General features: G+C 50.1%; 23 protein-coding genes. 3 read left to right on the top strand and 20 right to left on the bottom strand.

All coding sequences use genetic code 11. The features are described 5' to 3' along the window. Window positions 1-7: 7 nt before the first annotated feature. The gene (locus tag EBB54_RS04140) at window positions 8-886 is read left to right on the top strand and encodes a helix-turn-helix transcriptional regulator (protein ID WP_125126473.1); all 879 of its coding nucleotides are present in this window, start codon (window positions 8-10) and stop codon (window positions 884-886) included. Between the two features lie 67 nt (window positions 887-953). On the opposite strand, the gene EBB54_RS04135 is transcribed toward EBB54_RS04140, so the two are convergent. The 13 genes from EBB54_RS04135 to EBB54_RS04075 form a co-directional block, all read right to left on the bottom strand. Next, window positions 954-1,643 (bottom strand): DUF2461 domain-containing protein, encoded by a 690-nt coding sequence (locus EBB54_RS04135; protein WP_125126472.1) that lies wholly within the window; start codon window positions 1,641-1,643, stop codon window positions 954-956. A gap of 15 nt (window positions 1,644-1,658) precedes the next feature. After that, on the bottom strand, window positions 1,659-2,534 hold the full coding sequence (locus EBB54_RS04130) for an RNA polymerase sigma factor (protein ID WP_125126471.1): 876 nt from the start codon (window positions 2,532-2,534) through the stop codon (window positions 1,659-1,661). A gap of 242 nt (window positions 2,535-2,776) precedes the next feature. Next, window positions 2,777-3,835, bottom strand: coding sequence for a YdcF family protein (locus EBB54_RS04125; protein WP_004069702.1), 1,059 nt, complete (start codon window positions 3,833-3,835; stop codon window positions 2,777-2,779). Between the two features lie 41 nt (window positions 3,836-3,876). Next, window positions 3,877-4,530, bottom strand: coding sequence for a trimeric intracellular cation channel family protein (locus EBB54_RS04120; RefSeq protein ID WP_004069705.1), 654 nt, complete (start codon window positions 4,528-4,530; stop codon window positions 3,877-3,879). Window positions 4,531-4,555: 25 nt separating this feature from the next. After that, on the bottom strand, window positions 4,556-5,527 hold the full coding sequence (locus EBB54_RS04115; protein WP_125126470.1) for a sugar phosphate isomerase/epimerase family protein: 972 nt from the start codon (window positions 5,525-5,527) through the stop codon (window positions 4,556-4,558). Window positions 5,528-5,681: 154 nt separating this feature from the next. After that, on the bottom strand, window positions 5,682-6,623 hold the full coding sequence (locus EBB54_RS04110) for a glycoside hydrolase family protein (protein WP_125126469.1): 942 nt from the start codon (window positions 6,621-6,623) through the stop codon (window positions 5,682-5,684). Window positions 6,624-6,661: 38 nt separating this feature from the next. After that, window positions 6,662-7,486 carry a carbohydrate ABC transporter permease gene (locus EBB54_RS04105; protein WP_125126468.1) on the bottom strand — a complete coding sequence of 275 codons (825 nt, stop codon included), beginning with the start codon at window positions 7,484-7,486 and terminating at the stop codon, window positions 6,662-6,664. Further along, on the bottom strand, window positions 7,483-8,352 hold the full coding sequence (locus tag EBB54_RS04100) for a carbohydrate ABC transporter permease (protein WP_125126467.1): 870 nt from the start codon (window positions 8,350-8,352) through the stop codon (window positions 7,483-7,485). The genes EBB54_RS04105 and EBB54_RS04100 overlap by 4 nt, the downstream gene beginning before the upstream one ends. Window positions 8,353-8,380: 28 nt before the next feature. Continuing rightward, window positions 8,381-9,637, bottom strand: a complete 1,257-nt coding sequence (locus EBB54_RS04095) for an ABC transporter substrate-binding protein (RefSeq protein WP_125126466.1) — start codon at window positions 9,635-9,637, stop codon at window positions 8,381-8,383. Window positions 9,638-9,842: 205 nt separating this feature from the next. Further along, a complete protein-coding gene (locus tag EBB54_RS04090) occupies window positions 9,843-11,459 on the bottom strand; it encodes a response regulator transcription factor (RefSeq protein ID WP_125126465.1) in 1,617 nt (538 codons plus the stop codon). Further along, on the bottom strand, window positions 11,452-13,245 hold the full coding sequence (locus tag EBB54_RS04085) for a sensor histidine kinase (protein ID WP_125126464.1): 1,794 nt from the start codon (window positions 13,243-13,245) through the stop codon (window positions 11,452-11,454). Before EBB54_RS04085 ends, EBB54_RS04090 begins: the two co-directional genes overlap by 8 nt. 56 nt (window positions 13,246-13,301) lie before the next feature. Further along, complete coding sequence (locus tag EBB54_RS04080) at window positions 13,302-13,700, bottom strand: hypothetical protein (RefSeq protein WP_125126463.1); 399 nt, start codon at window positions 13,698-13,700, stop codon at window positions 13,302-13,304. 66 nt (window positions 13,701-13,766) lie between these two features. After that, a complete protein-coding gene (locus EBB54_RS04075; protein WP_125126462.1) occupies window positions 13,767-14,279 on the bottom strand; it encodes a dihydrofolate reductase family protein in 513 nt (170 codons plus the stop codon). A 791-nt stretch (window positions 14,280-15,070) separates the two neighbouring features. On the opposite strand from EBB54_RS04075, the gene EBB54_RS04065 reads away from it, so the two are divergent. Together EBB54_RS04065 and EBB54_RS04060 are read left to right on the top strand one after the other, a co-directional pair. Further along, on the top strand, window positions 15,071-15,925 hold the full coding sequence (locus EBB54_RS04065) for a helix-turn-helix domain-containing protein (protein ID WP_125126461.1): 855 nt from the start codon (window positions 15,071-15,073) through the stop codon (window positions 15,923-15,925). A 60-nt stretch (window positions 15,926-15,985) separates the two neighbouring features. Further along, window positions 15,986-17,314, top strand: a complete 1,329-nt coding sequence (locus EBB54_RS04060; RefSeq protein ID WP_125126460.1) for an MATE family efflux transporter — start codon at window positions 15,986-15,988, stop codon at window positions 17,312-17,314. A 95-nt stretch (window positions 17,315-17,409) separates the two neighbouring features. Here EBB54_RS04060 and EBB54_RS04055 read toward each other — a convergent pair whose 3' ends face one another. The 7 genes from EBB54_RS04055 to rbsK all read right to left on the bottom strand — a co-directional run bounded on the left by EBB54_RS04055 (window position 17,410) and on the right by rbsK (window position 24,140). Next, entirely contained in the window at window positions 17,410-18,168 is a 759-nt protein-coding gene (locus tag EBB54_RS04055; RefSeq protein ID WP_125126459.1) for a class I SAM-dependent methyltransferase, read from the bottom strand. Window positions 18,169-18,324: 156 nt separating this feature from the next. Beyond that, a complete protein-coding gene (locus EBB54_RS31560; protein WP_279229958.1) occupies window positions 18,325-18,450 on the bottom strand; it encodes a hypothetical protein in 126 nt (41 codons plus the stop codon). Between the two features lie 66 nt (window positions 18,451-18,516). After that, window positions 18,517-19,029 (bottom strand): dihydrofolate reductase family protein, encoded by a 513-nt coding sequence (locus EBB54_RS04050; RefSeq protein ID WP_125126458.1) that lies wholly within the window; start codon window positions 19,027-19,029, stop codon window positions 18,517-18,519. Window positions 19,030-19,496: 467 nt separating this feature from the next. Beyond that, window positions 19,497-20,720 (bottom strand): MFS transporter, encoded by a 1,224-nt coding sequence (locus EBB54_RS04045; RefSeq protein WP_125126457.1) that lies wholly within the window; start codon window positions 20,718-20,720, stop codon window positions 19,497-19,499. 1 nt (window position 20,721) lies between these two features. Next, the gene (locus EBB54_RS04040; protein WP_162307078.1) at window positions 20,722-21,666 is read right to left on the bottom strand and encodes a nucleoside hydrolase; all 945 of its coding nucleotides are present in this window, start codon (window positions 21,664-21,666) and stop codon (window positions 20,722-20,724) included. Window positions 21,667-21,691: 25 nt separating this feature from the next. Then, window positions 21,692-23,281, bottom strand: coding sequence for a BCCT family transporter (locus EBB54_RS04035; RefSeq protein ID WP_125126455.1), 1,590 nt, complete (start codon window positions 23,279-23,281; stop codon window positions 21,692-21,694). Continuing rightward, entirely contained in the window at window positions 23,229-24,140 is a 912-nt protein-coding gene (rbsK, locus tag EBB54_RS04030) for a ribokinase (RefSeq protein WP_125126454.1), read from the bottom strand. The genes EBB54_RS04035 and rbsK overlap by 53 nt, the downstream gene beginning before the upstream one ends. Between the last annotated feature and the right edge of the window lie 7 nt (window positions 24,141-24,147).

The raw sequence follows: 24,147 nt of genomic DNA, 5'->3' as shown, positions 1-24,147 counted from the left end.
TGAGTGTATGCCAGAACCCCAGTCGAACCATATTTATGAAATGATCCAGGTTCCGGAGACAACCGGAGTCCGCTTTTTTACAGATATTGACCATGGAAGCTACTTCCCCAGCCACTGGCATGACGCCATCGAAATCATTTACATGGTTCAGGGAGAACTGGATATCACCGTGGAGAGCGCTGCCTTTCGCCTGCTGGAAGGGCAGTGCTTCCTGATCAATTCCTGTGTGATCCATTCTACAAAATGCACCACGCCGAATATCGGGATCGTGTTTCAGATCCCGATGGATTTTATCCGGCTGTATATCCCGGATGTGCAGCAGCTTCGGTTCGTCCTGGACGACCCAAGCCCGGACCCCATCCGGCAGACCAAGCTGAACCGTTTCAAGGAAACGCTGCGGCAGATGCAGATCGCCGACGACATCCGCCCGGATGGGTATGTTCTGCGCTTTAACAGCCTGCTGTTTGAAATCCTGTTCCAGCTCTACCACAATTTCAGCGTGAAGGTTTTCCAGGCCAATCTGAACCAAAGGACGAAAGATCTGAACCGGCTGAACGAGATCCTAAGCTATACCGCCAGGAACTATGACCGCCCCATCTCCATCGACGAGATCTCCCGGGTTGCCTTTTTGGAAGCCGGGTATTTCTGCCGTTTTTTCAAAAAACACATGGGACTTACGTTTCTGGAATATCAGAATGAACTCCGGCTGTCCCGCATTTATCAGGATCTCATCACGACGGAGGATACGCTGCAGCAGATCCTGGAGCGGCATGGATTTACCAATTATAAACTGTTCCGCAGGATGTTCGCCGAACATTTTCAGGCCACCCCTTCTCAGGTCAGAAAAAAATCAAAAAATTCTCTTGACCTTCACGGAAAGGCATAGTTTACGGTGATGATGCAAACCAGGTTTCGCCTCGGCGGAATACTGTGTTTTTCATCCTAGCTTCGGATCACTTTTTTCTCTCCGGCATCCTGAAGTTTACAAGCGCCTTGTTCAGGTAGTCATTGAATGGCTTCATGATCCGGAAGATTGAAGCCGCATGCTCGGCAAACTCCTCCCCGTCCGCAACCCCGGCATCCTCCAGAGGATACTCCAGATACCAGCTTTTATATTTTAAAAACTCCGCCTGGGGATGCTCCTTATCATACCCGGCAGGCACATTTTTGAGGGCCGTCCCCTGTACGGTAAAGTGCTTCCGGAAGTCCGGATTTTCCAGGATCTCCTCCCACTCCCGGCCGTTTGCCGCGATGTAGTCCCGGACCATTGCCGTGGCTTCCTTGAACATGTCCGCAAACAAGCCGCCCCCTAAAAACGACTGTCCGCCCGGCTTGATCATCAGATAATACCCCACCGGAACCGGCAGCTTCCCCATGGAGGAAATGTGGGCCCTGAACGCCGGATTGTAGGGGGATTTGTCATGGCTGAACCGGGTGTCCCTTACCAGCTTAAAGGTCAGGTCTTTCGGCTGGTTGTGAAGGACACTGCTGTCAAACTTTCCGATCTTCAAGATCAGATCCTGCACCAGCGCTTCAAACTCCGCGTTGGCCTCCCGGTACTCCGCCTTATGGGCATGGTACCATTCCCGTTCATTGTGATTGCTCAGCTCCGTAAGATAATGCAAAATCAACTGTGTATTCATCCTTCCATGCACCTCCTATACTCTGTCAGCATTCCCGGCCGCGGACGCATTTGTCACAACGGAACAGGATGCCCCGCCGAGAAAATCTTCGATGAACTTTTTCAGGTCTTCCGGCGGCTGATAAGTCTTGCAGAAGGAAAACACCTGGGACAGGCCGTCGATCTCTTCCATTGCCTCTTTTACCTCCAGGGCGGTCTGCCCGGAAATGGACGCGGAGGTGAAGCTCAAATGCTCCGGGCTGATCCGGTGGTTTTGGATCGCATAATTTACCCGGTTGGCGCACCTGCATTTGCCGCTTCCGTATTCGCCGCAGTATTCCGACAGAAAATCCGCCACCTTCCGTCTCACCCTCACCAGCCGCTGCCGGTATGCCTCCGGAGAGATGCCCAGGATATCCCCTGCGATCCGGCTGTCAATCTTGAACATGGTGCCCAGAATGAAAATGCACCGGCTCTCCGCGTCCAGACACTGCAGCATGACGTTGGTACAGGACAATTTCAGCTCTTCCGCCAGAATGGCCTGTTCCACATTCTGGGTCAGATCCGGCACATCACGAAGGTCTGCATTTTCAATGTCATTTCCATAATACTCGAAGCTCAGCGGAAATTTCGCAAACATATGCTTCTTATAGTTTTTCAGGTGGTTGGCCGCAATGCGGAACACCCAGGTGGAGAACGCGCTCTCCCCCTTGAACGACGACAGGTGGGTCATGACCTTCAGCAGAATGTCCTGGGACGCGTCCTCTGCATCCGGAAATGTCCCCAGCATCCGCAGGGAAAGGTTGAATACCAGATCCTGCACGCCGCAGAGCACCGTCTCCAGGGACTGTTTGTCCCCCGCAACCGCCTTCTCGATCAATGCCGTCATTTCTTCATTCGTCAGTTTACTCATGGTCTCCTCTTTTCCGGAGCGCGTCTGTTTTTCATACGGTACATAAGAGTCGGAACCTCCGGTGCGCTCCAGGGCAGAGGTTCCCCGCTGGTATACCCGAGGAACCTGCGTTCAGAGCTGCCCATGGCTATACCCGATCGGACGACGTGCGCCCGTCCCAAGGGGACATGCTTTTGAAATCAAGGATGCCCTTTGGGTATATAAGATTAGACAAGATTTTTCGGCATGTGTGACAGAAAAATCTAAAAAATATTCCCAAACATCCTGAGCAGCCCCAGCAGCCGGACGAGACTGGCCGATCCTGCGATCCCCGCCGCGATGCCGATGACAACGGCATGTCTCTTCCAGGTCAGCCGCAGGTAGCCGGCAAATTCCCGGATCAGCGCATTCAGCGTAAAATACCATTTTGTCTTTGCCCCGAATCCCACGCATGGGATTTCCTGCTGCCTTGCCAGAATCAGCGCCCTGAACACATGATAGGCGGTGGTGACGATGATGATTTTCGGATTCTCTTTGTCCATCAGTTCCCTGGAAAACCGCAGATTTTCTTCTGTGGATATGGATTTTTGCTCCATCCGGATTTTTTCCATATCCACGCCCCGTTCCACCGCGTAATCTGCCATGGCCCGGCTCTCCGGGATATCCTCTCCCGGCCCCTGCCCTCCGGACATGATCAGCAGCGCATCGGGATTGTACCGCAGAAGCTCGATCCCTCTTTCGATCCTGGCCCCCAAAAGCGGCGTGACCTTTGTTCCCAGGATTCCGGAGCCCAGTACGACGATGTAGTCCGCATTTCTCTTCTTTTTCAGATGGACCAGGTTGAGAACCGCGGAGATCGAATACATCGCCAGCAATGCCAATATATAAACCGCGGAAAAACTGATGACGCCGTAAAGCGTAGTGCCGAATGAATTTTTCTGTAAATTCCCGATTGACGGCCAGACGGCCAGATATGCATACAATAAGATGGAAAACAGCATGGACAGCAAATTGGAGGGCTTCATCCCCTCATGCCGGACGACCCGAATCCCCTCTATGAAAAAGACAAGAATCAGGACAGCCGGAAACGCGATCACGCTGATCACCGCCAGCATACAAAGGAACGTCAGGATTCCGATCAGCCCGGGATGGGCCGACAGCCATTCCGTATACTGCGCCAGAATCAAAAACAGAACGACGGCAAGAAACGTCATCATCCAAAAGAAGGAGACCCCGCTCCACAATGTCCTGGGGTCCCGTATCATAATTTTCACAAATATAAAAAACGGTATCAAAAATATAAGAAATGAAATCTGCCACATACTAAGCATCCCTCCTGCAACACACTTTCTGCCCCAAACAGTCATCCTTCCCGCTTCATCCGGGGCAGGTTCCAATGGTAATGCGCCGCCAGAAACCGAATCAGCACCACCAGCGCGGAGGATACGACCATAGCCGGGATCTGTCCGAAGCCGCGGTAGATCCAGACGCAGCACAAGGCCCCTGCCACAGAGGCGCAGGCATAGATATGTTTTACAAAAATGTAGGGCGGCATGCCTGCCATTATATCCCGCAGAAGTCCGCCCCCGACCCCTGTCAGCGTCCCCAGAAATGTCAGAAGAAACGTATTTTCCAGATATCCGCTGCTGATGCCTGTGGTAACGCCTACCACGGTAAAGATTCCAAGCCCCACCGAGTCCATCACCAGCATGGCCCTGTCATACAGTTCCCCGGGTTTTCCCCGGAGCACATTTCTCTTAAAATACAGCACCAGAAACACCGCCAGCGCCGTAAACACCGCAACCAGTACATACACCGGCCTGATCAGCGCCCCGGGCACATTTCCCAGGATCATGTCCCGCGTCATCCCGCCGCCCACGGCCGTCACCACGCCCAGGACGCACACTCCGAAAATATCCATCCCGCAGTTGATCCCCACCATGGCCCCGGACGCCGCGAACGCGATGGTTCCGGCTAATTCCATACAAAATACAATCAGTGTCTGAAGATCTCCCACGTGAATCCTCAAGCCTCCTTTTACTCTATGCCCAGTACATTTCTCCCGGCTCTTCAAAAATGATGATCTGCTTTAAGGCGTCTACCGTCTTGGTCAGCCCTTCATTCTGGCTCATCAGTCCGTCCTCGTGCTCAATGCTGATGACATGGTCGTACCCGGTCAAACGAAGCTGGGAAATGATATTTTTCCAATAGCCCAGGTCGTTTCCATAGCCGATCGAGCGGAAGGTCCAGGAGCGTTTTTTCAGATCATGGTAATTGCCGGTGTCCAGAACCCCGTTGATCCGGCAGTTATACGGATTGATCTGGGTATCCTTCGCGTGGAAATGGAAAATCGCGTTTTCCTCTCCCAGCACGCGGATCACTTCCACCGGGTCCATCTGCTGCCAGATCAGGTGGCTGGGGTCTAAGTTCGCCCCGATCTCCGGCCCCACCTCCCGGCGGAGGCGCAGAAGCGAGCTTGTATTGTATACGCAGAATCCCGGATGCAGCTCCAGTGCGATCTTTTCCACGCCGTGTTCCTTTGCGAAAGCGGCCTTTTGCTTCCAGTACGGGATCAGCACCTTTTCCCACTGCCAGGCAAGGATCTCGCCGAAATCATCGGGCCAGGAGCAGGTCACCCAGTTGGGCATCTTCGAGTCATCGTCAGCCCCCGGGCATCCGGAAAATGTATTCAGAACCGGCACGCCCAGCTTTTCGCAGAGCAGTATGGCATCTGTCAGGTCATCGTCAAATGCCTTTGCCTTCTCCGGGTCCGGATGGATGGGGTTGCCGTGGCAGCTCAGGCCGCTGATCTCCAGATGATGCCTTGCAAGCACATCCAGAAATTCCCTGCGCTTCTCCTCGTCATGTAAGAGCACCTTCGGATTGCAGTGCTCTTTGCCCGGAAATCCCCCGCATCCGATCTCCATCATCTGCACGCCCAGCCCCTCCAGATAGGCACATGCCTCCTCGAAGGTTTTGTTTTTCAATACCGGATTAAATACGCCTAACTTCATCGCTTTTTCATTCCTTTCCTACCTTATATTAATATGGATCTGTTTGATGCTGTTCACAGCACACGCAATACAAAAATACTACTATTTTCGGCAGTAAATGTCAAGATGCTGGTTATAGGTTGCAACAGGGAGCTGACGGCATCGACACATGGTCTCATACCATTCCCAGATCCATCTCCACATGGTTCCTGTCGCAGGCCAGTTCCCCATTCTTGCAGATCAGCTCTGCAGCCTGCAAGGAGGAGCGCCGATGCCGGTATTCCCATACAAAGTCCGGATCATTTCGTTCTTCCTCTGTGACCTCCGGGTGTGTAAAATAAAAGATATATGCACGTCCTTTATGCACCAGTACATCCGCATGCGCTCCGATCCCGCTGTCATCCCGGCGCAGTCCCGGTTCCCGCAGGATATTGGAGCACCTCTTCCAGTTTACCGCGTCCTCACTGACATACACCCCAAGCCCATGCCAGGGATCTGTGAGCATCCAGTATCTTTCCCGGAAGAAAAATACATTGGGTCCCTCATGGGGACAATCCGTAATCTCCGCGCCGCCGGGGATCCAATGATACAGATCCTTGCTGAGCGCGCTGTAAGTAAATCCCTGATCTGCCTCATTTTTGTACCACATCTTCCAGCGTCCGTCAGGCAGCCGGATGATACAGGCATCAATTACCCGATCCGAGGCCAGCTTCGGTTCTCCGACAAATGTCCAATTCCACAGATCCTTGCTCGTATAATGGAGTATTTTTCTTGGATATTCCCAGCTGAACGGAACCCCGCGCACATAGGATACATACATGTGAAATGTTCCTTCGTGCTCAATCACCTCCGGTGCCCACCAGGTATTTCTTCCCGGTTCAAACCCCAGCCCCTGAGCGGTTCCCCGGTAGATCCAGTTTTTTCCTCCGTCATCGGAGCTGGCGATCCCGATGTCGGAACCGTGCATATAGCTCACCCCGACTCCCGGAGAAAACGCACGGCGGTTGGTATAAAAGATCCACCATGCCTGTTCCATGGGATTCCACAGGATTGTCGGATCAGCGGCCCCATCGTAGATTGGATCCCGGAATAATGGGGCATTTGGTATGATATTCATATATAATCTCCTCTGTTTCTAATATTCATTTGCTGTGTCTAGCCCTTCACGGCCCCGCTTGTGATCCCGGCTACGATATGCTTCTGCATGATCAGATAGAAGATTACCACCGGGATCAATACCAGAACCATGGTTGAGAGCATCATGGACCAGTCATTGCTGAACTGCCCCACCCCTTTATACACCTGCATGACCAGGGTAAAGGACTTGTTGGAGCTGAGGAACAGGTACGGGTAGAGGAAATCATTCCACACCCACATGACCTCAAAGATGATAATTGTTGTAGTGATCGGCTTCAGCAACGGAAATACCACGAGCCAGAAGCATTTCCATGGGCCGCAGCCATCAATCATCGCAGCCTCTTCAATATCCATCGGAAGCCCTTTGAAAAATCCCTGATACAGGAACATCGCAAAATTGCACCAGCTCGAATATACCAGGATCAGCCCCGCAATATTGTTCAGAAGATGCATTTTCTGCAGCAGAAGGTACAGAGGGATCATGATGGTCTGTGCCGGAACCATATACCCCAGCAGAAAATAGGCCAGGAGTCCTTTATACATCTTGTGTTTTCTACGCGCAATAGGATAGGCCGCCATAGCTCCAAAAAGCACGATCAGCGTTACCGAGACCACTGTAATGATCAGAGAATTGCTAAAGCTGCGCACAAAATCCATGTTTTCAAATGCCTTTGCGTAATTTTCAAAGGTCACGCTCCGAGGAAGCGCCAGCGGCGAGCCGGACATTTCCTGAGGTGTCTTGAATGTATTGACTGCAAGATAGTAAAACGGAATCAGTATCACGATACACAATGCAAGCATTGCAATCTCGCCTGCTATATTTCTGACTTTTTTAGCGCTCATTCTTTTTCTGCCCCCGCTTTCTGCTGGATTGCCGTAATAAATGCTACAAATAAGAAGAATACGATCGCCGCTGCCATAGATCTTCCATACATTTTATCTACAAAACCTCTCTGAATGATCACCTGGGATATCATGGTCGTCGCATATCCCGGCCCGCCGCCTGTCAGCGCGAACGGGAGATCGAATACCTTCAGGGAAGAGATCATCAGCAGCATCACGCTGGTGACCATGGCCGGCTTTAGCTGCGGCACTGTGATCCTGAAAAATAACTGCAGTGTATTTGCGCCGTCGATCCGGGCCGCCTCGTACAGGTCCTCGGAAACGCTCTGCAGCTGTGCCAGGTAGATGCAGGCATGCCAGCCAAGCTGGCTCCACACAGTCACTACGATAACTGATACCATCGCCATCTTTGGGTCCGCCAGCCAGAGGACCGGGTCAAAGCCCAGCCCTGTAACCATCCGGTTCAGCAGTCCGTAATCCAGAGGCGACATAATATAGGACCATAAAAACCCCAGCACCAGCGCACTCGGAACCGACGGGAAGAAAAACGCCGCTCTCTGGATGTTGCTGGTCTTCATTTTGGAATTCAGGGCAACCGACAGCGGGATCGCAAGGATCGTAACCGCGATCGGCACGGCAATGGCATAGACCACCGTATTGGTGATGGAGATGATGATCTGCTTATCTGAAAAAACATCCAGATAATTTTTCAGCCCCACAAAATGAAGATTCTCAAAGGTAACGCCCTTCCAGTCCGTAAATGACAGCCCTACCGCCTGGAGCATCGGATACAGCATCAGCACGGTATAGACCAGAAACGCGGGAAGTATAAAACACAGGTACGGTAATTCTTTTTTTAATTTCATAACTGCTCAACCCTTTCCAGTCTATATACTAATTTGATAGAATGACCTCAAACTTGTCGTCTACCGCTTCCAGAGCCTCCTCCGGTGTGGATGTCCCTGCGATCACGCTCTGGCAGGCGGATGTATATGCCTCCAGGATAGAGGATGAAGACGGCCATTCCACAGTCTGCCAGTACACTCTGCCTTCCGCTACATCTGTCTTGAATGCCTCCAGACATGGGTCTACCGTATACTCTGCATCCGCCGCGTTCATAAAATTGTCGAACATGCCGGCCCAGCACTGAACACCGTCCTCGGAGGACAGATATTCCATAAATTTCTCTGCGCCTTCTTTATTTTTTGCTTCCTTTGCAATGCCGATTCCTACATTTGCCGCACCCTGCAGCATCACCTCGCCGTCAAATCCGGGAATCCCGAAGGTTCCGTATTCCAGATTCGGATTCTTTGACTCAAAATCCGGAAGGCTCCAAGGCCCGCCGATCATCATGGCAGCCTGCCCGTTTACAAACATTTCGATCTGCTGGTCATTGGTCAGGCTTAGGCAGGACTGTCCCAGGTATTTCGGCTCGATCACATCCTCATACCATGCGTCCATGGATTCCTTGTACAGCTCGGAAAATTTTTTACTGCCGTCCGCGAGCGCCGCTTCCACATTCGGATCCTTTGACGCCTCATTGGATGCGAATAATCCCAGAAGCAGTCTCCCCGCATCCTCGGACTGTGCGGTCATCGGGTCAATACCAAGCTCCTTGATCTTCGCCATATCCTCCACCAGCTCATCCCAGGTCTCCGGTGTTTTCTCAATCTTTGCCTGTTCAAAAATCTCTTTGTTGTAGAACATAAAGCTTGCCCAGGAATCCATGGAAAGTCCGTACACCTTGCCATCCGCGCCCAGCGTCCTTTTTGCGTTGTCGCTCAGCTTCTCCATGATCGGCATATCGGAAAGATCCTCCGCAAAATCTGTCGCAACCACGTCTTCCCGAACCTCCGGGCACATAAAGAACAGATCCGTAGGTTCATTCCCGTTCATCAGCAGAGTCAGCTTCTGGATATACTGTTCTGTCGGCGGTACAAACTGCACCTCCAGCTCCAGATCTGAATTGGCTGCTTCAAATCCCTCTTTCAGAGGCATCATCTGCTCCTCCGTATACCAGGAGAGCAATGTCACGGTATTTTTTGAGCTTCCGCCTTTTTCACTTTTTGCATCATCCCCGCTGCCTCCGCACGCCGCCAGGTTCAACACCATTCCTGCACACAGCAAAGCCGCCATTCCTTTTTTTATCATGTGTAGTTCCTCCCTTTTGTTTTTTATAAGTATATACTACTGAAATTTTCCTCCTTCGGAAATGCCGAAAATCACGAATCGTTGCTCAAAATCACTCTCATAAAAAAATTTCCACAAAAAAAGCATCAGGCAGATTTCCACAGGCGAAGCCCGTTCAATCTGCCTGATGATGTTTTCATTCTGCCGTTCTTTTCTCAACCGTTCCTTACAGGCTCCGGTATTCGTTGGGAGAGATTCCATACCGTTGTTTGAATTTCCGGCTGAAATGGTACTGGCTCTCATAGCCCACCGCTCTGCTGATGGCATACACGGTCTCCTCCGTTTCCTTCAACATCTGCCTGGCCTTTTCCATCCTCATGTCTGTTACATAATCCAGAAAAGCGATTCCTATTTCTTCCTTGAATACTTTCAGAAAATAATTTCTGCTCAGATGCACGGTCTCGGCAACCTCTCCCGCGGAAAACTCCGGATCTGCGAAATGTTCCCTGATATACTCCGCAGTCCTGCCCATCAGGGAATAGTTTCCTTTATTTTCTATCATATTTTTCACTGCGGTTCCGGTTTCGCGAAGCAATTCCTCCATCCGGGAAACGAGCTTCGCTTCGGTACGAAGCTTATGCAGATCCCATACATTCTGATGCCGCAGGATCAGAAAGGCCCGGTCCTTGTACAGCTTGGTAAGCTCGTTTTTCACCAGGAACAGCAGTCCGATCATCTCATCGGCCAGCCCGCCGGGAGCACTCCCCTGCTCTTTTGCATATTCCGCTATCCAACGTACAAGCTCTATCGCGTCCTCCGGCACTCCGTTGTAGATCAGCCGGCGCAGAGGCTTCTCCCCCTCCTCACCATATGAAAGGTATGCCTGCCCTTCCCCGGTCTTCACTTCACTACAGAAGAATACTCTGCTCTGCCGCTCATAGAAGCAGTATCCGCGGTGCCGGAAATCCCCGCAGTACCCCCGGATCAATTCCTCTGCATTCGAAAATGTCCGGTTGACCTGCAGGATATATTTCTTCCTGATGTGATGACTTTTCAGTTCCTCAAAGGCTTCCAGAACGGCATCTTTTTTTTCTTCCTCCGATATAAAACAGACGCAGTCATAGCCCGGAAAACAGTATTCAATCTCCCAGTCCTCCACCAGATAGAGCAGATCCCCGGGCTCCTCCGTTGGCGAATACATTTCATAGGAACGCAGCGCGCGTCCCCGGATCACGGAGTCCAGCTCCTGGGCTGCAGTATCCACTCCCGGCATTCCGGAATCCGGTTCCGCAGCATTCGATTTCAATATTGCAGTATCTGATCCCGGTATTGCCGCATTCGGCTCCGGCATCGCGGAAATGTCCCGCTTCTCAAGACATCCTGTTTCCAGAGCGGCAAATGCTTTTTCGAATATGCCGTTCTCATACTGTCTGCTTAAGAATCGGCTGTCATCCTCTTTTTTACGTTCCATATCCAGCTCTTCCCGGATCTGCCGTACCATATCCAGCAGTTCCGTTCTGGAAACCGGCTTTAAAAGATAATCCTTTACTCCAAGGGAGATTGCTTTCTTTGCATAAGAAAATTCGTCATATGCGGTGACGATCACGTAAACCGCTTTCTTTTTCTTCTGCTGCAGCTTTTCGATCATCTCCAGCCCATTCATCTCGTCCATACGAATATCTACAAACACCACGTCCGGCTCTGTTTCTTCAAATACCTGGATTCCCTCCGAACCGTCCAGGGCAATCCCGCAGACCCGAAAGCCATTTTCCTCCCAGTCAACGATCTTTTCCATAAGGAACAGGTTCTGCTCCTCGTCGTCTACAAACATGATCTTATACATGGATCTCCTCCCGCGGTACTGTGATGCATACTTTCGTATACTGGTTTTCCGCACTTTCGATCTTCATCTCCGCTTTTTCTCCATAAGTCAGCTTGAGCCTTTGGAACGTATTTTTCAGTCCGATAGACGAGAACTGCCGGTCTTCGGTATCTGAGATATAATTCCTCAGTTCTTCCAGTCTTCCAGTCTCGATCCCGTTTCCGTCGTCCTCTACCAGGATGCGGATATGTTCCTCCAGCCGTGAAACATCAATGACAACACGGCCTTCCCGTTTCAGCTTTTTAAAGCCATGCTTCATACAGTTTTCCGCCAGCGGCTGTATGACAAACTTTAAGATCGGATGCAGCTCCAGTTCTTTTTCCAGATGAATCTCATAGGAAAACTTATGGCTGTAACGCTGTCTGTACAATTCCAGATAGCTTTCCACATGGCTGCACTCCTCCTTAAGCGTTACGATCTTATCCTTGTTGCTCATCGTATAACGCATCATCCGGCTGAGCGATACGACGATCTCCTCAATTTCGTAATTCTCGCTCAATACTGCCTTTGCCTGGATCAGCTGCAGTACATTGAATATAAAATGAGGATTCACCTGGTTGACCAGATTTTCGTATTCCATGTTTTTCCGGTAGATTTCTCCCAGATAGACCTTATGTACCAGCTCGTTGATCCGCCGGATCATTTCCTCAAACCGGCTGCGTATCAGCACGAGCTCCCCTGGCTGGCCTGTAACTCCGGTCACCTCGACAGGCTCAAAATTCTCCTGCTCCACCTGCTGGATTCTGCAGATGATCTCGTCAATCGGCCGTTTCACAGAGCCTGCGATTGCCCGTGACAGCACTACCACCGCCCCGCAGCCCAAGAGCAGCATAATAAAACCAATCCGCTGCGCCGACACGGCCGACGCAATGATGTCTTTGTACAGATAGACCGCCGCAATATACCAGTCGCTGCTTTCCATTTTTGAGTAAACGATGAAATGGTCATCCGCCCTCAGTGAATCGCTCTTTTTGTCTCCCAGATAACGAATAAATTCTGCCGCCCCTTCCGTGTGGTTCTGCTTCGTCTGGAAATCGTAGTACTCCTTTGTAGAACCGTTGACCAGATAAGCATTCATATTGGCATCCTTGTGGATACTTTCCGGCAGGACAGCGGCCTTGTTCATCCGAATGTCGCACAGTGTATACCCAACCGTCTCGTTGCCGGACCGGATGGGCAGCACTACAGAAATGGCCTGGCTGGCCGGAGTCTTTCCCGTCTCATAGTAGTCCACGTCGTGGGGCAGGATATACTGGAACCCCTTTTTCTCTTTGTCCACACATTCCTGAAACCAGTCGGTTTCCATGAGGCTCCCGCAGATATTCTGCAGATAATTGTACTGATATCCGTTATTTCCCAGCACGAATACATCCTGGATGTAGCTTTTCATGGAGGTCATGGAACCAAAGCGTTTCTTCAATTCCCTCTGGCAAGATAAAAAATCTCCGTAATCCAGAACATCTTTCTCCATGGTGACCAGCCGGACCACATTTTCGTCCATGGAAAGGGTATTTAACAGCGCCTTTACGTCCGATGTACAGAAATCCATGTTCAGTTTAAAAGTTTCTGTAATATACTGGCTTCCCTCTTCGATATTTTTTACAAGACGCCGGGTGTATGTCCAGCTCGTAAGCAGGATGGTTACTGTCATGACGATGCAGAGGACGGGAACCATCAGGAAGGTAAGCTTCCTTCCGATGTTTTTGTTGATGTATTGATTGAATCCGCACATTTTATACCACCGCATTTCAAAACGTACTCCTCTCCATCGGAATTTCTTATTTTTCAATCCTATCCAGGATACTATTGTCTATGAAAACGCTCCCCGTCGGAGACATCAATATACACAAAATTACTGGATTTCTCCGCACGGAATACCAGATCACTTCCATCGACTTTGAAATAATTCTGAATCGGACGGTCTGACTCCCCTTCACCCAAAAGACAGAGGACGCTGCCGTCCAATTCCCATTTTCCGCCTCCTATGATACTGCTTAATACGCCTTCATAGTAAGAATACGTGTTGTCATCCTTGATTTCAATGGTAAAATCACTGCCAAAACCTTCCTTCTCGTAGACAAAGGATTTTCCGGCAATCTGACTACGTATATCACTGCGTATATCGCCGTCTCCCTGCCCTGCGCAGGCTGCAAGGGCAATCAGGCACATTGCCGTCACTATCAGCTGTACCCATTTTTTCATAGCGCTCTCCTTTCCATTGCTGTTCATACCCCATTGTTCGGACCGCGCCGTATACTTTACGCAGCGTCAGGCTCTAACGTAAACCAGTTCCGCAAACGATCCGTATTTCTTTACTTCCTTCAATGCAAACCGTTTGCGCCCCTCTTTTTGAGAAAACAGCGGAATACCGTCCCCCAGCAGTACGGGGGCGATCTGCAGGATCATACAGTCCACCAGATCCTCGTCCAGCAGCGGGGCAAGTATGGTGTTTCCGCCGATGATCCAGATATTTTTGTCCCGATCCAGTTGTCTTACAAACTCTGCAGCTCCGCAGTTTACAGGGATGAACCCCTTGAGAGGCAATGTCCCGGAATGTGTAAAAACGTAGTTTTTTGTCGTCGGATAGATCTCTTCCGAAGCTTCTGATTTTTCCAATTCACGGAAGGTCCGCTTCCCCATGATGGTAATGTCCATATTGTTGTAAAAATTTTCATAATCCGTTTCCTCCGTTGTGCCCGTCTGATAAAGCCAGTCCAGATTGTGGTTTTTATCAGCAAGATAGCCATCCATGGTTATGCATCCGTAAAAATATACGCTCATGTCCCGTCTCCTTTCCTTGTCACGGTTCCTGACCGGTGGTTCTGTTTTCTGCGTTTATTGTACCATAGAAGGGAGTTTTTTTCTATAAAGTTATAAGGGGTATGCCCCTCCCAGTTATAGCTTTTCTTCTGGCTTCTTCGATTCAGCCATTTAAATAGACTTTTCATCATCCGATACCCGAAGTCACTCAAACTCTGCGTGTTGTCCGTGATTCCGTAGTAATATCGGGCTATCCGACTACCTGCGTCCCGTTTGCTGCACTCCCTTCGTTGATTCACATACCGACCTTTTACACTAAAAGACGGAGGATACAGGTTCTCCCACAGTTGACGCAATGTCATTGTATAGCATAACTGGCGTTCCAACACCGCAGTGCTGTGTGGAATCTCACCATAGCGATAACACACATGTTGCCTTACGCACAGTAAACAGCGTCGGCACACTGAACTGTGATTTCGGTGCTAAATTCGCCCTGTAGCCCTACTACCTGGCTTCCTACGCTTAGCCTGATATTGTTACCAATACAGACCCAAGGTTCGCTACTGGTGATGTGTTTAGCATCTTACCAGATGGGATTTCCACCCATTAAACATTGCGCCCTTCTGGGCGCACTTACTGTTCACGGCCTGACCGGGCGTTCACAGCAACGGCAGCCAACCCATAAAATACCGCAAGAATCATGAAACATTCTCATTTCATTGTGGTACAATGGTGTTATTGTTCACAACCGGACGTACACTTTTTGCACACCCAGGTGCCGAAAAAAAAAGATACAGGAAGGAGGAAGAGAGATGCAGAGCCAGACAGTACGCATTGTTTCGCAGACCATTCGTTTTATCGAAGAGCATCTGGAGCAGAAAATTGATCTGAATACGGCGGCGGCCGCGCTGCACTATTCAAAATTTCATCTGCACCGGATTTTCACAAAAACCGTGGGCATGACCATTCACGATTATGTTCAGAGGCGGCAGCTTACGGAAGCGGCCAGGCTTCTTGTCGATTCCGATCAACCGATCCTGGCAATTGCCCTGGCCAGCGGATATGAGAGCCAGCAGGCATTTACAGACATTTTCAAAGCGATGTACAAAACAACGCCCGCACAGTTTCGCGAAGCGAAAGCCTACTATCCCCTGCAGCTTGAGATCCGCCTGAAAGGGGAGCCTGCGGGTATACATTTTACAAAAAAGGATATCCGGTTTGCCAGGCTTTCCGATGCGGACGACTGGATGGAGCTGGTCCGCCTTACCATCGACGGCTACCCCTGCCTGGACGAGACAGAATACGCCCACAATCTGCGCCGTTACATCGCGGAAAAGCGGGCGCTGATCCTGCGGGATGAGGGCATGGCCGTGGGAGTTATGGGGTTCTCGGTGGACTCGGGAAGGATTGATTTTCTGGCAATACATCCACAGTACCGGAACCTGGGAGTGACCGGGCTGTTTCTCGACAAGCTGGCCTCTGAGCTGCCGGAAGGCACGGAGCTCTCTCTGACCACATACCGGGCAGGCGACAAAGCAGATACCGGATATCGGGAGGAATTTTGCCGTCTCGGTTTTACGGAAAAAGAACTGCTCCTGGAGTACGGGTATCCGGTACAGCGGCTTGTGCTCTCCGGGGAACATACAATTCAGCCCCAGGGCAGGTAATTCCATACCCGCTGCGGAGGCTCTGAATCATTGATCGACTGCAGAAGGAGGAAACTGATTATGACCAAAGCACAGACAAACCCGCTGTCAGAGGATTTTCATACATTCTCACTGATCCGGTTTGCGTTTCCAAGTATGGCGATGATGCTGTTTATGGGGGTCTATACCATAACGGACACCATATTCGCGGCCCGTTTTATCGATACAAATGCCCTGTCCGCGATCAACATCGTCTGCCCTGTCCTCAATCTCATTGTGGGAATGGGAACCATGCTCGCAGCAGGCGGAAGCGCCGTCGTGGCGCGGAAAATGGGAAGCAAAAGAGCCGGGGAAGCCAGAAGCAATTTCACGCTGATCATCCTGACAGGCGCGCTCCTCGGCCTGGCTGTGTCGCTGATCGGATTTGTATTTCTGGAGGAGATCATCCGGGGATTGGGCGCAAGCGAACTCCTGCTCCCCTACTGCAGGGATTATCTGAGAATCCAGCTTTTCTTCGCTGCCGGAAATATCATGCAGGTCCTGTATCAGAATCTTTTTGTCACCGCAGGAAAGCCGGGACTGGGACTGGTTCTTTCGGTTTTTGCCGGAATTGCCAACATCGTGTTTGACTATATTTTCATCGTACTGCTGCAAATGGGCATCCGAGGGGCTTCCCTTGGGACCAGCATCGGATATATGATCCCCACCCTGGCCGGAACGGTTTTTTTCTTCACCGGAAAAAGCGATCTGCATTTCTGCAGGCCCAAAATGGATCTGGCCGTTCTGGGCAAAAGCTGTTCCAACGGCGCTTCTGAAATGGTCAGCCAGCTCTCAAGCGCCGTCACTACGTTTTTGTTTAACAGGTCAATGATGGGGCTGATGAAAGAGGACGGGGTGGCCGCCATCACGGTGATCATCTATTCCCAGTTCCTTCTGACCACGCTTTTTATCGGTTTTTCCATGGGAACCGCCCCTGTGATCAGCTATAACTACGGCAGCCAGAATGAGAAGCGGCTGAAAAAAGTGGTCCGCATCTGTTTCTGCTTTATCGGGGCGGTCTCGCTGCTGGTTTTCCTGTTTTCCCTTTTCGCAGGCAGGCACATCGCCGGGATATTTTCGGGAACAAACACCCATGTTTATGAGCTCGCGAAAGACGGATTCGCAATTTTTTCATTCAGCTTTCTGTTCTCCGGATGCAATATCTTTGCCTCCGCCCTGTTTACGGCGCTGTCAAACGGAAAGGTCTCGGCGGCCATATCCTTTTTCCGGACGTTTGGATTGATTACGGTCTTTCTGCTGGTGCTGCCGCGGTTTCTCGGGGTTGCAGGGGTGTGGGCGGCGATTCCCGGGGCGGAGATGGGGACGTTTGTGCTGACGGGGTGTATGGTCTGCCGATATCGGAAGCATTGAGCCTGTTTTGCGCCTGTAAGGCTTCGGTCTGCTAGTGCTGTTTTTTGTGAAAACGTTCCCCCCAGGGAGACGGACCGGATTTCTTTTCCGAAGCCTTACTTCTCCGCCACAAGTAAAAACCGGTGGATCGTGCCCTCAATCCTCCCCGCACGTTCGATCTCTTCCTGCATGTTCAGCAGCCTGTCAAAACATTTTTCTACGGAAAAACCGGGAAACTCCCATTCTATGATCCGGGCAAACCAGACAAATGCACCTACATCATAAAACCGGATCGGTCTGTATGCCTCCTCCCCGCGCAGAATCTGAAACCCGGCAGCCTCAAATACGTTTTGCTGCTCTTTCAGGTTCAGATGCGGGAAGGGCTTTTGTGTTCCGGGCAGCACCCGTTCTGCCAGATCCCGGTCATTATCGCCGCCAACCTGTTCGGTAATAAAAATTCCGCCTTTTTTCAGTAAACGGAAGCATTCCCGGGCATCAAAATCTCCATGTCTGTTGATGATGATATCAAAGGTCTTGTCCTCATATGGAACTTTGGATGGGTCTGTGCATTCCTTAAAATGGATTCCCAGCGGCAGCAGTGTTTCCCTGCACAATTTCACATTCGGCCCATACCCTTCCGTCGCAGACGTCCGCTCAAAAGGATGCCCTAAAGATAATAAAAATTCTCCGCCTCCGGTATCATAGTCCAAAATATCCAGGTCACTTTTCAGATATTGTCTTACGATCTTTTCATAATCCCACGGTAAATCCTGCTCTTCCTCATATCTTCCATGAATATGCGAGAAATCCCATCCGTGGATATGGGCTGCTTCCTCTTCTTTTTTCCAAAAAGCTTTCAGCGCTTTTATGTTCATATTCGACTGCATTCCTTTCCTGCATCCAAGCTCCCCCATCCTATGGCTCTGCGGTTTATTTTAAAGTCAAATCCCCCGACGCAGCCGCCAGATATCCATACAGGCACGGCTGCCTGGCTCGCTGCTTCGCGGGTATAAAAATTTGTATAAGGGTTGCTATTGTCTATGAAAACGCTCCCCGTCGGAGACATCAATATACACAAAATTACTGGATTTCTCCGCACGGAATACCAGGTCACTTCCATCGACTTTGAAATAATTCAGCCGCACCCATTTTTTCATAGCGCTCTCCTTTCCATTGCTGTTCATACCCCATTGTTCGAACCGCGCCGTATACTTTACGCAGCGTCAGGCTCTAACGTAAACCAGTTCCGCAAACGGTCCGTATTTCTTTACTTCCTTCAATGCAAACCGTTTTCGCCCCTCTTTTTGAGAAAACAGCGGAATACCGTCCCCCAGCAGTACGGGGGCGATCTGCAGGATCATACAGTCCACCAGATCCTCGTCCAGCAGCGGGGCAAGTATGGTGTTTCCGCCGATGATCCAGATATTTTTGTCCCGGTCCAGTTGTCTTACAAACTCTGCAACTCCGCAGTTTACAGGGATAAATCCCTTGAGAGGCAATGTCCCGGAATGTGTAAAGACGTAGTTTTTTGTCGTCGGATAGATCTCTTCCGAAGTTTCTGATTTTTCCAATTCACGGAAGGTCCGCTTCCCCATGATGGTAATGTCCATATTGTTGTAAAAATTTTCATAATCCGTTTCCTCCGTTGTGCCCGTCTGATAAAGCCAGTCCAGATTGTGGTTTTTATCAGCGAGATAGCCGTCCATGGTTATGCAGCCGTAAAAATATACGCTCATGTTCCGTCTCCTTTCCTTGTCACGGTTCCTCACCGGTGGTTCTGTTTTCTGCGTTTATTGTACCATAGAAGGGAGTTTTTTTCTATAAAGTTATAAGGGGTATGTCTACTCGACATGGTACATTTTAATTGGTAATGTTGAAATGAAAAAAATCTTGACAACAAAGTGGAATCAAACTAAAATGAAAATGTGGAACAGATACGCCGATCGGGCGAGTACTTTTGAAAACACATAAAAAAGGCACTACCAGAAAGCAGAACGGTTTGCCTTGAAATTAATTCGTTACAGAAAGTAACTGTTTAGTTTATCAGGCTAAGGACAGTTACTTTCTTGCATTTTTTCCAAGTTCATATCCTATTTTATACGCCGCTCCGCATAAAATACTTGCAATGCCTAACGCATAATAAATAGTCTGCAATGAACGCCCTGTTCCTTGCCGCCAGGCATACGCTCAGCAAAATTGCAGCTTATTTTTCTGCTTTCTGAAACATTCTGATCAGAATACTGGTCAAAACAAATCCAACGGCGCAGAACCCGATCAAAGAGCCAAACATCACTTTGTACCCCGCCACTTCCGACATGCTGTCGATGATCTTCCCATAGACGGAGAATAAAAACGCATCCGGCGCAAATCCGATCACACTCACCACACCGGCGGCAGTCCCCAAATACTCAGCCGGAATTTTCGCCTCATCCAGAGGTACAAAGTATACCCCTCGGACTGCGGTCTGTACAAGCCTTACGGATAACCCCATGATGATCGCTGCCATTAAGAAGGAAGGCACGCCCGGCACTGCAACAAAAATTGCAAGCAATACCGCCATAATCACAAAACACCATTTCAGGAATCTTGTGGATGATTTCATCTTATCTGTGATCAATCCTCCGGCAACTGCTCCCACATTCCCTACGCCGTAGGAATTAATGATACCTACAATACCTGCTGTCGCGACTCCCATCTTAAATACGGAGGTCAGATACGGGGTCAGCCTTCCCATGATTGATCCGACGGCATAGCCAAAGAAAATGATAAATCCGATCAGCCATACCAGGGGATTCTTCAGCACATAGCCAAGTCCAGCAAAAATATTGCGCTTTTCCGCTTCACCAGTCTCGTCATTTGGCAGAAACATAAAACTGATGATTCCTGTCACAATATACACAATGCTGTAGAATATTACGACATTTCTGAAATTCTCCCCGCTGCGTGTAAAAATGAACATCGCTGTTGATGAGAAAACCAACGCCCCAAAAGAGTTCAGCGCTTCCCTGAAACCAAACAGCCTTCCCTGTACATCGCTGTCCCCCAGCAGCTTAACCGCTTTGATCGTAGCCGGCCAGTACGTAAAAATCGTCGTAAATGACCAGATCACGCTGATGATCATCATAGCCGTATAGGATGGAAACGTCGCAAACCAGAATCCGGTGATTCCGGTTACAACCAGGGAAAATGTAATCAAAATCCGGCTGGAAAACCGGTCTGCAATCATACCGCCGATAAAATAGGCAATCAGGTTCAGCGCCCCATACACCGACATGACATTTCCCATCTGGGTATTGGTAAACCCAAGCTCTGCCATCATGCTGTCATAAAACGTATACTGCAGATACGGAAAGATATAGATGATACTTCCCCCCAGGCAGATGACGATGAGCATCAGCCACATATTTCTTTTTTTCGTCTGCTTCATATTATTTTACCGTTCCTCTCTCCTCAAATACTTTTACAAACCATTCCCAGAACGCATCCAAATCAATATCTTCCGCACAGTCCACATTTTTCTCGTGATCCGGGCATACATCCCTGAAATCCGCTACCGTCATACCCCGGGTAATGGTTCCTTCTGTCTCTACATCCACATAGTAGCGCTTCAGCTTCAGAACTTCCGGATGGACGATGGCACAGAATGCGACTACATCGTGCAGATTTGCCACGTCGTATCCAAATTCTTTGTTCCTGATCAGCATAAATTCAAAGACCTGGACTGCAAGCTGTGCTTCCGGCGTGTTGATTGCCGCGATCTTGTCCTTTACCCACATCGGCAGCTCTGTCTGCAGCGTTACGTCCAGGCCGACCATCGTCACATCCACACCGGAGCGGAACAAAATCTGCAGCGCCTCCGGATCAACATATGCATTGAACTCCGACGCCTGCGTCATGTTTCCTCCTACCAGGCAGCCTCCCATGATATAGACCTTCCGGATCAGCTTCACAATATCCGGGTATCTCTGGATCGAGAGTGCCAGGTTCGTCTGGGGCCCTGTTGCCAAGACTACCAGTTCTCCCGGAAATTCCAACGCCGCCTCATAGATTGCGTCAGCCGCGTCTTTCTCATAGTACGCTCTTCCCGAATCCGGAACCGTCACATTTCCAAGGCCGGTTTTCCCGTGGGAAATTGCACAATGCAGTTCTCTTTTCAACGGCTTGTCCGCGCCTTTCGCAACGATAATATCGTCGTGTCCCAGCATGTCCACGATGTTTCTTGTGTTTGCGGCTGTTGCCTCAAGGGGTACGTTTCCCGCTACCGCTGAAACCGCGCGGATATCCAGGATGTCCCTGTGCTGCAGAGCCGTAATCAATGCGATGGCGTCGTCCGTCCCTGTGTCAAAATCCATTACAATTGGTATTCTTTTCATCTCTGTCATCTCCTTATACCTCCCATTACTTATCCTGTTTCTTATCTATCGCATCAACGGGCTGGCCATTACCCGCAGATACCAACATTATATTTTTCAAAAGCGATATCCCTGACAGAAGGAGGAGAAACACTGCCGGTATCCCTCCGATTACAGATATCATCTTAATTCCCGCGATTCCTTTGGAACACACCATCAGAATCGACATCGCTCCCAGCAGCACGCCCCATACGACCTTTACAAAAATCATACCGGCTTCCTGTTCCTCTCCCTGACAGCAAAGATTCCCCAGCACATTTGTCGTAGAATCCGCTGCCGTTACGACGCTGAGCAAAACGACAATGACAAGTACCGGAACAAGCACCATCCCTGCAGGCAGGTTTTCAAGCATCGTATACACCGCACTTTCCATTCCCGCGGATTCCATCTTTCCATACAGATCCACGCCGTGAAGCTGCTGGCTGATTGCGGTTCCTCCGAAAATATTGATCCAGAGCCCGGATGCTGCGGCAGAGGCAAGTATATTGATCCCGATGAAAGAGCGCACGGAATGTCCGTATGAGATTTTCCCCAGGAACATCCCGGTGACCGGAGCCCATGCCATCCAGTTCGCGAACGTTGAAATTGTCCAGAAATAAGACCAGCCGCTTCCGCTTCCCGCCCCCATCATCAGGCTTCTTGTAAAAAAGTTGTCTATATATACCCCAAACGATTCCAGCGACAATTGAATGATATACGCGGCAGGCCCTGCTATAAATACAAACAGAAGCAGCCCCAGCAGAAAAACGGTATTGATATTGGAAATCCATTTGATTCCTTTCAGCACCCCGCTGCACGCTGAAACAGTAAAAACCACAGCAATCGTAATCCCGATCAGTATCCAGGTTGTTTTGGATGCCTGCCTTTCTGTTATTTCGGTAATTCCGCCTGCGATACTGAGGATTCCCTGTCCAAGAGACGCGATCATTCCCATCACCGTGGAAAACACACACAGGGAATCGATGATTGATGCCGGCCGTTCTCCGCCCGCTTTTGGAACCGCCTCCACTATACAGGAAGAAAAGCTGAATGCCCGGCGGCGGTTATAAACCGCAAAAGCAAAGGCCAATGCCGGAATCCCGTAAATCGCATAGGGGGTGATCGTCCAGTGCAGAAACATGGTGGTCATCGAGAACACCGCGCTTTCGTGGCTTCCCGGCTTCAGCCCCAGGAACTCCGGCGGCTCCATCAAATGATAGATTGGCTCGCATGCCCCCCAGAAAATCAGCCCTGCCGCAATTGTTGTACATAATACCACCGCGAACCAGTTCCACGTGGACAGCATCGGCTTTGCTTCGCTGCCCCCGATCCTGCTTTTTCCAAATTTTGAAAACAGGGCAAGCGCCGTTACAATCACCAGGAACAACGCCACAACCAGGTAAAACCATCCCAGCGTCTGATTAAATGCTTGATTCATCCAGTCTGACGCTTTGCTGACAAGTTCGTCATTGAAAAGATAGCATCCAGAAAACGCAAGGATCATCAGAACCGTAGGATAAAATACATTTTTACGAATCTTGATATCAAACACCTCCCGGCACTTCAGCTCTCCATGGTATTGACGTCTGCGCGCCATGCCTGCCGACTACAATAGAAGAAACAGTCTGTGCAAATTCGACCGCGTCCTCAAATGGCCTGTCTTCGCATAATGCCGTAACCAAAGCGGCCAGAAAGCTGTCCCCTGCTGCGGTGGTGTCTACCATTTCCGCTTTCTTCGCCGGGAAATGAACCGCTTCTTTTTCCCGGACCATCAGGCATCCCTTTTCTCCCAACGTCACCAGAACCGTTTCCACTCCTTTGAAAACCAAACTGCGCGCGGCTTCTATCATTTCCGTTTCATTGCGAAGCTGCTTTCCGGTCAGAATCCCCAGCTCTGTTTCATTCGGTTTCAGAATTGTGATTCCATGCCAGAATGAATCCTCCAGCCCTGCCGCAGCCGGCGCAGGATCGATCACTACTTTCTTGCCCCTGCGCAAGGCAAGCTCTTTTACATACCGCACGGTCTCCAGAGGAATCTCAAGCTGCATGATGATATAGTCGCATGCATCGATATATTTCATGCTCTCCTGGAGCATTTCCGGCTTCAGCCTCCCATTTGCCCCCGGAATCACGATGATCGAATTGTCTCCGTTTTCATAGACTGTTATAAATGCCTGTCCGGTTGCGTCGTTCTTACTTCTGAGAATGCCCTCTGTATCCACGCCCGCATCCTGCAGATTTTTTGTCAGACTGCTGCCGTAAGGATCCATCCCTACAGCGCCCAGCATGGTCACATGTCCGCCCAGCTTTCCCGCTGCATATGCCTGATTTGCGCCTTTTCCTCCTGGAACCAGAGCAACGTCCTCACCCAGAATCGTCTCTCCGACCTCCGGCATTTTTTTTACCCGAATCACAAAATCCATATTCAGGCTGCCTAAAACCAGTATCTTTTTCATTCCATCC

Source organism: Schaedlerella arabinosiphila (genome assembly GCF_003885045.1).
GTDB classification, from domain to species: Bacteria; Bacillota; Clostridia; order Lachnospirales; family Lachnospiraceae; genus Schaedlerella; species Schaedlerella arabinosiphila.
The sequence above is the reverse complement of the archived record's forward strand: the minus strand, read 5'-3'. Positions and strand labels throughout refer to the sequence as shown.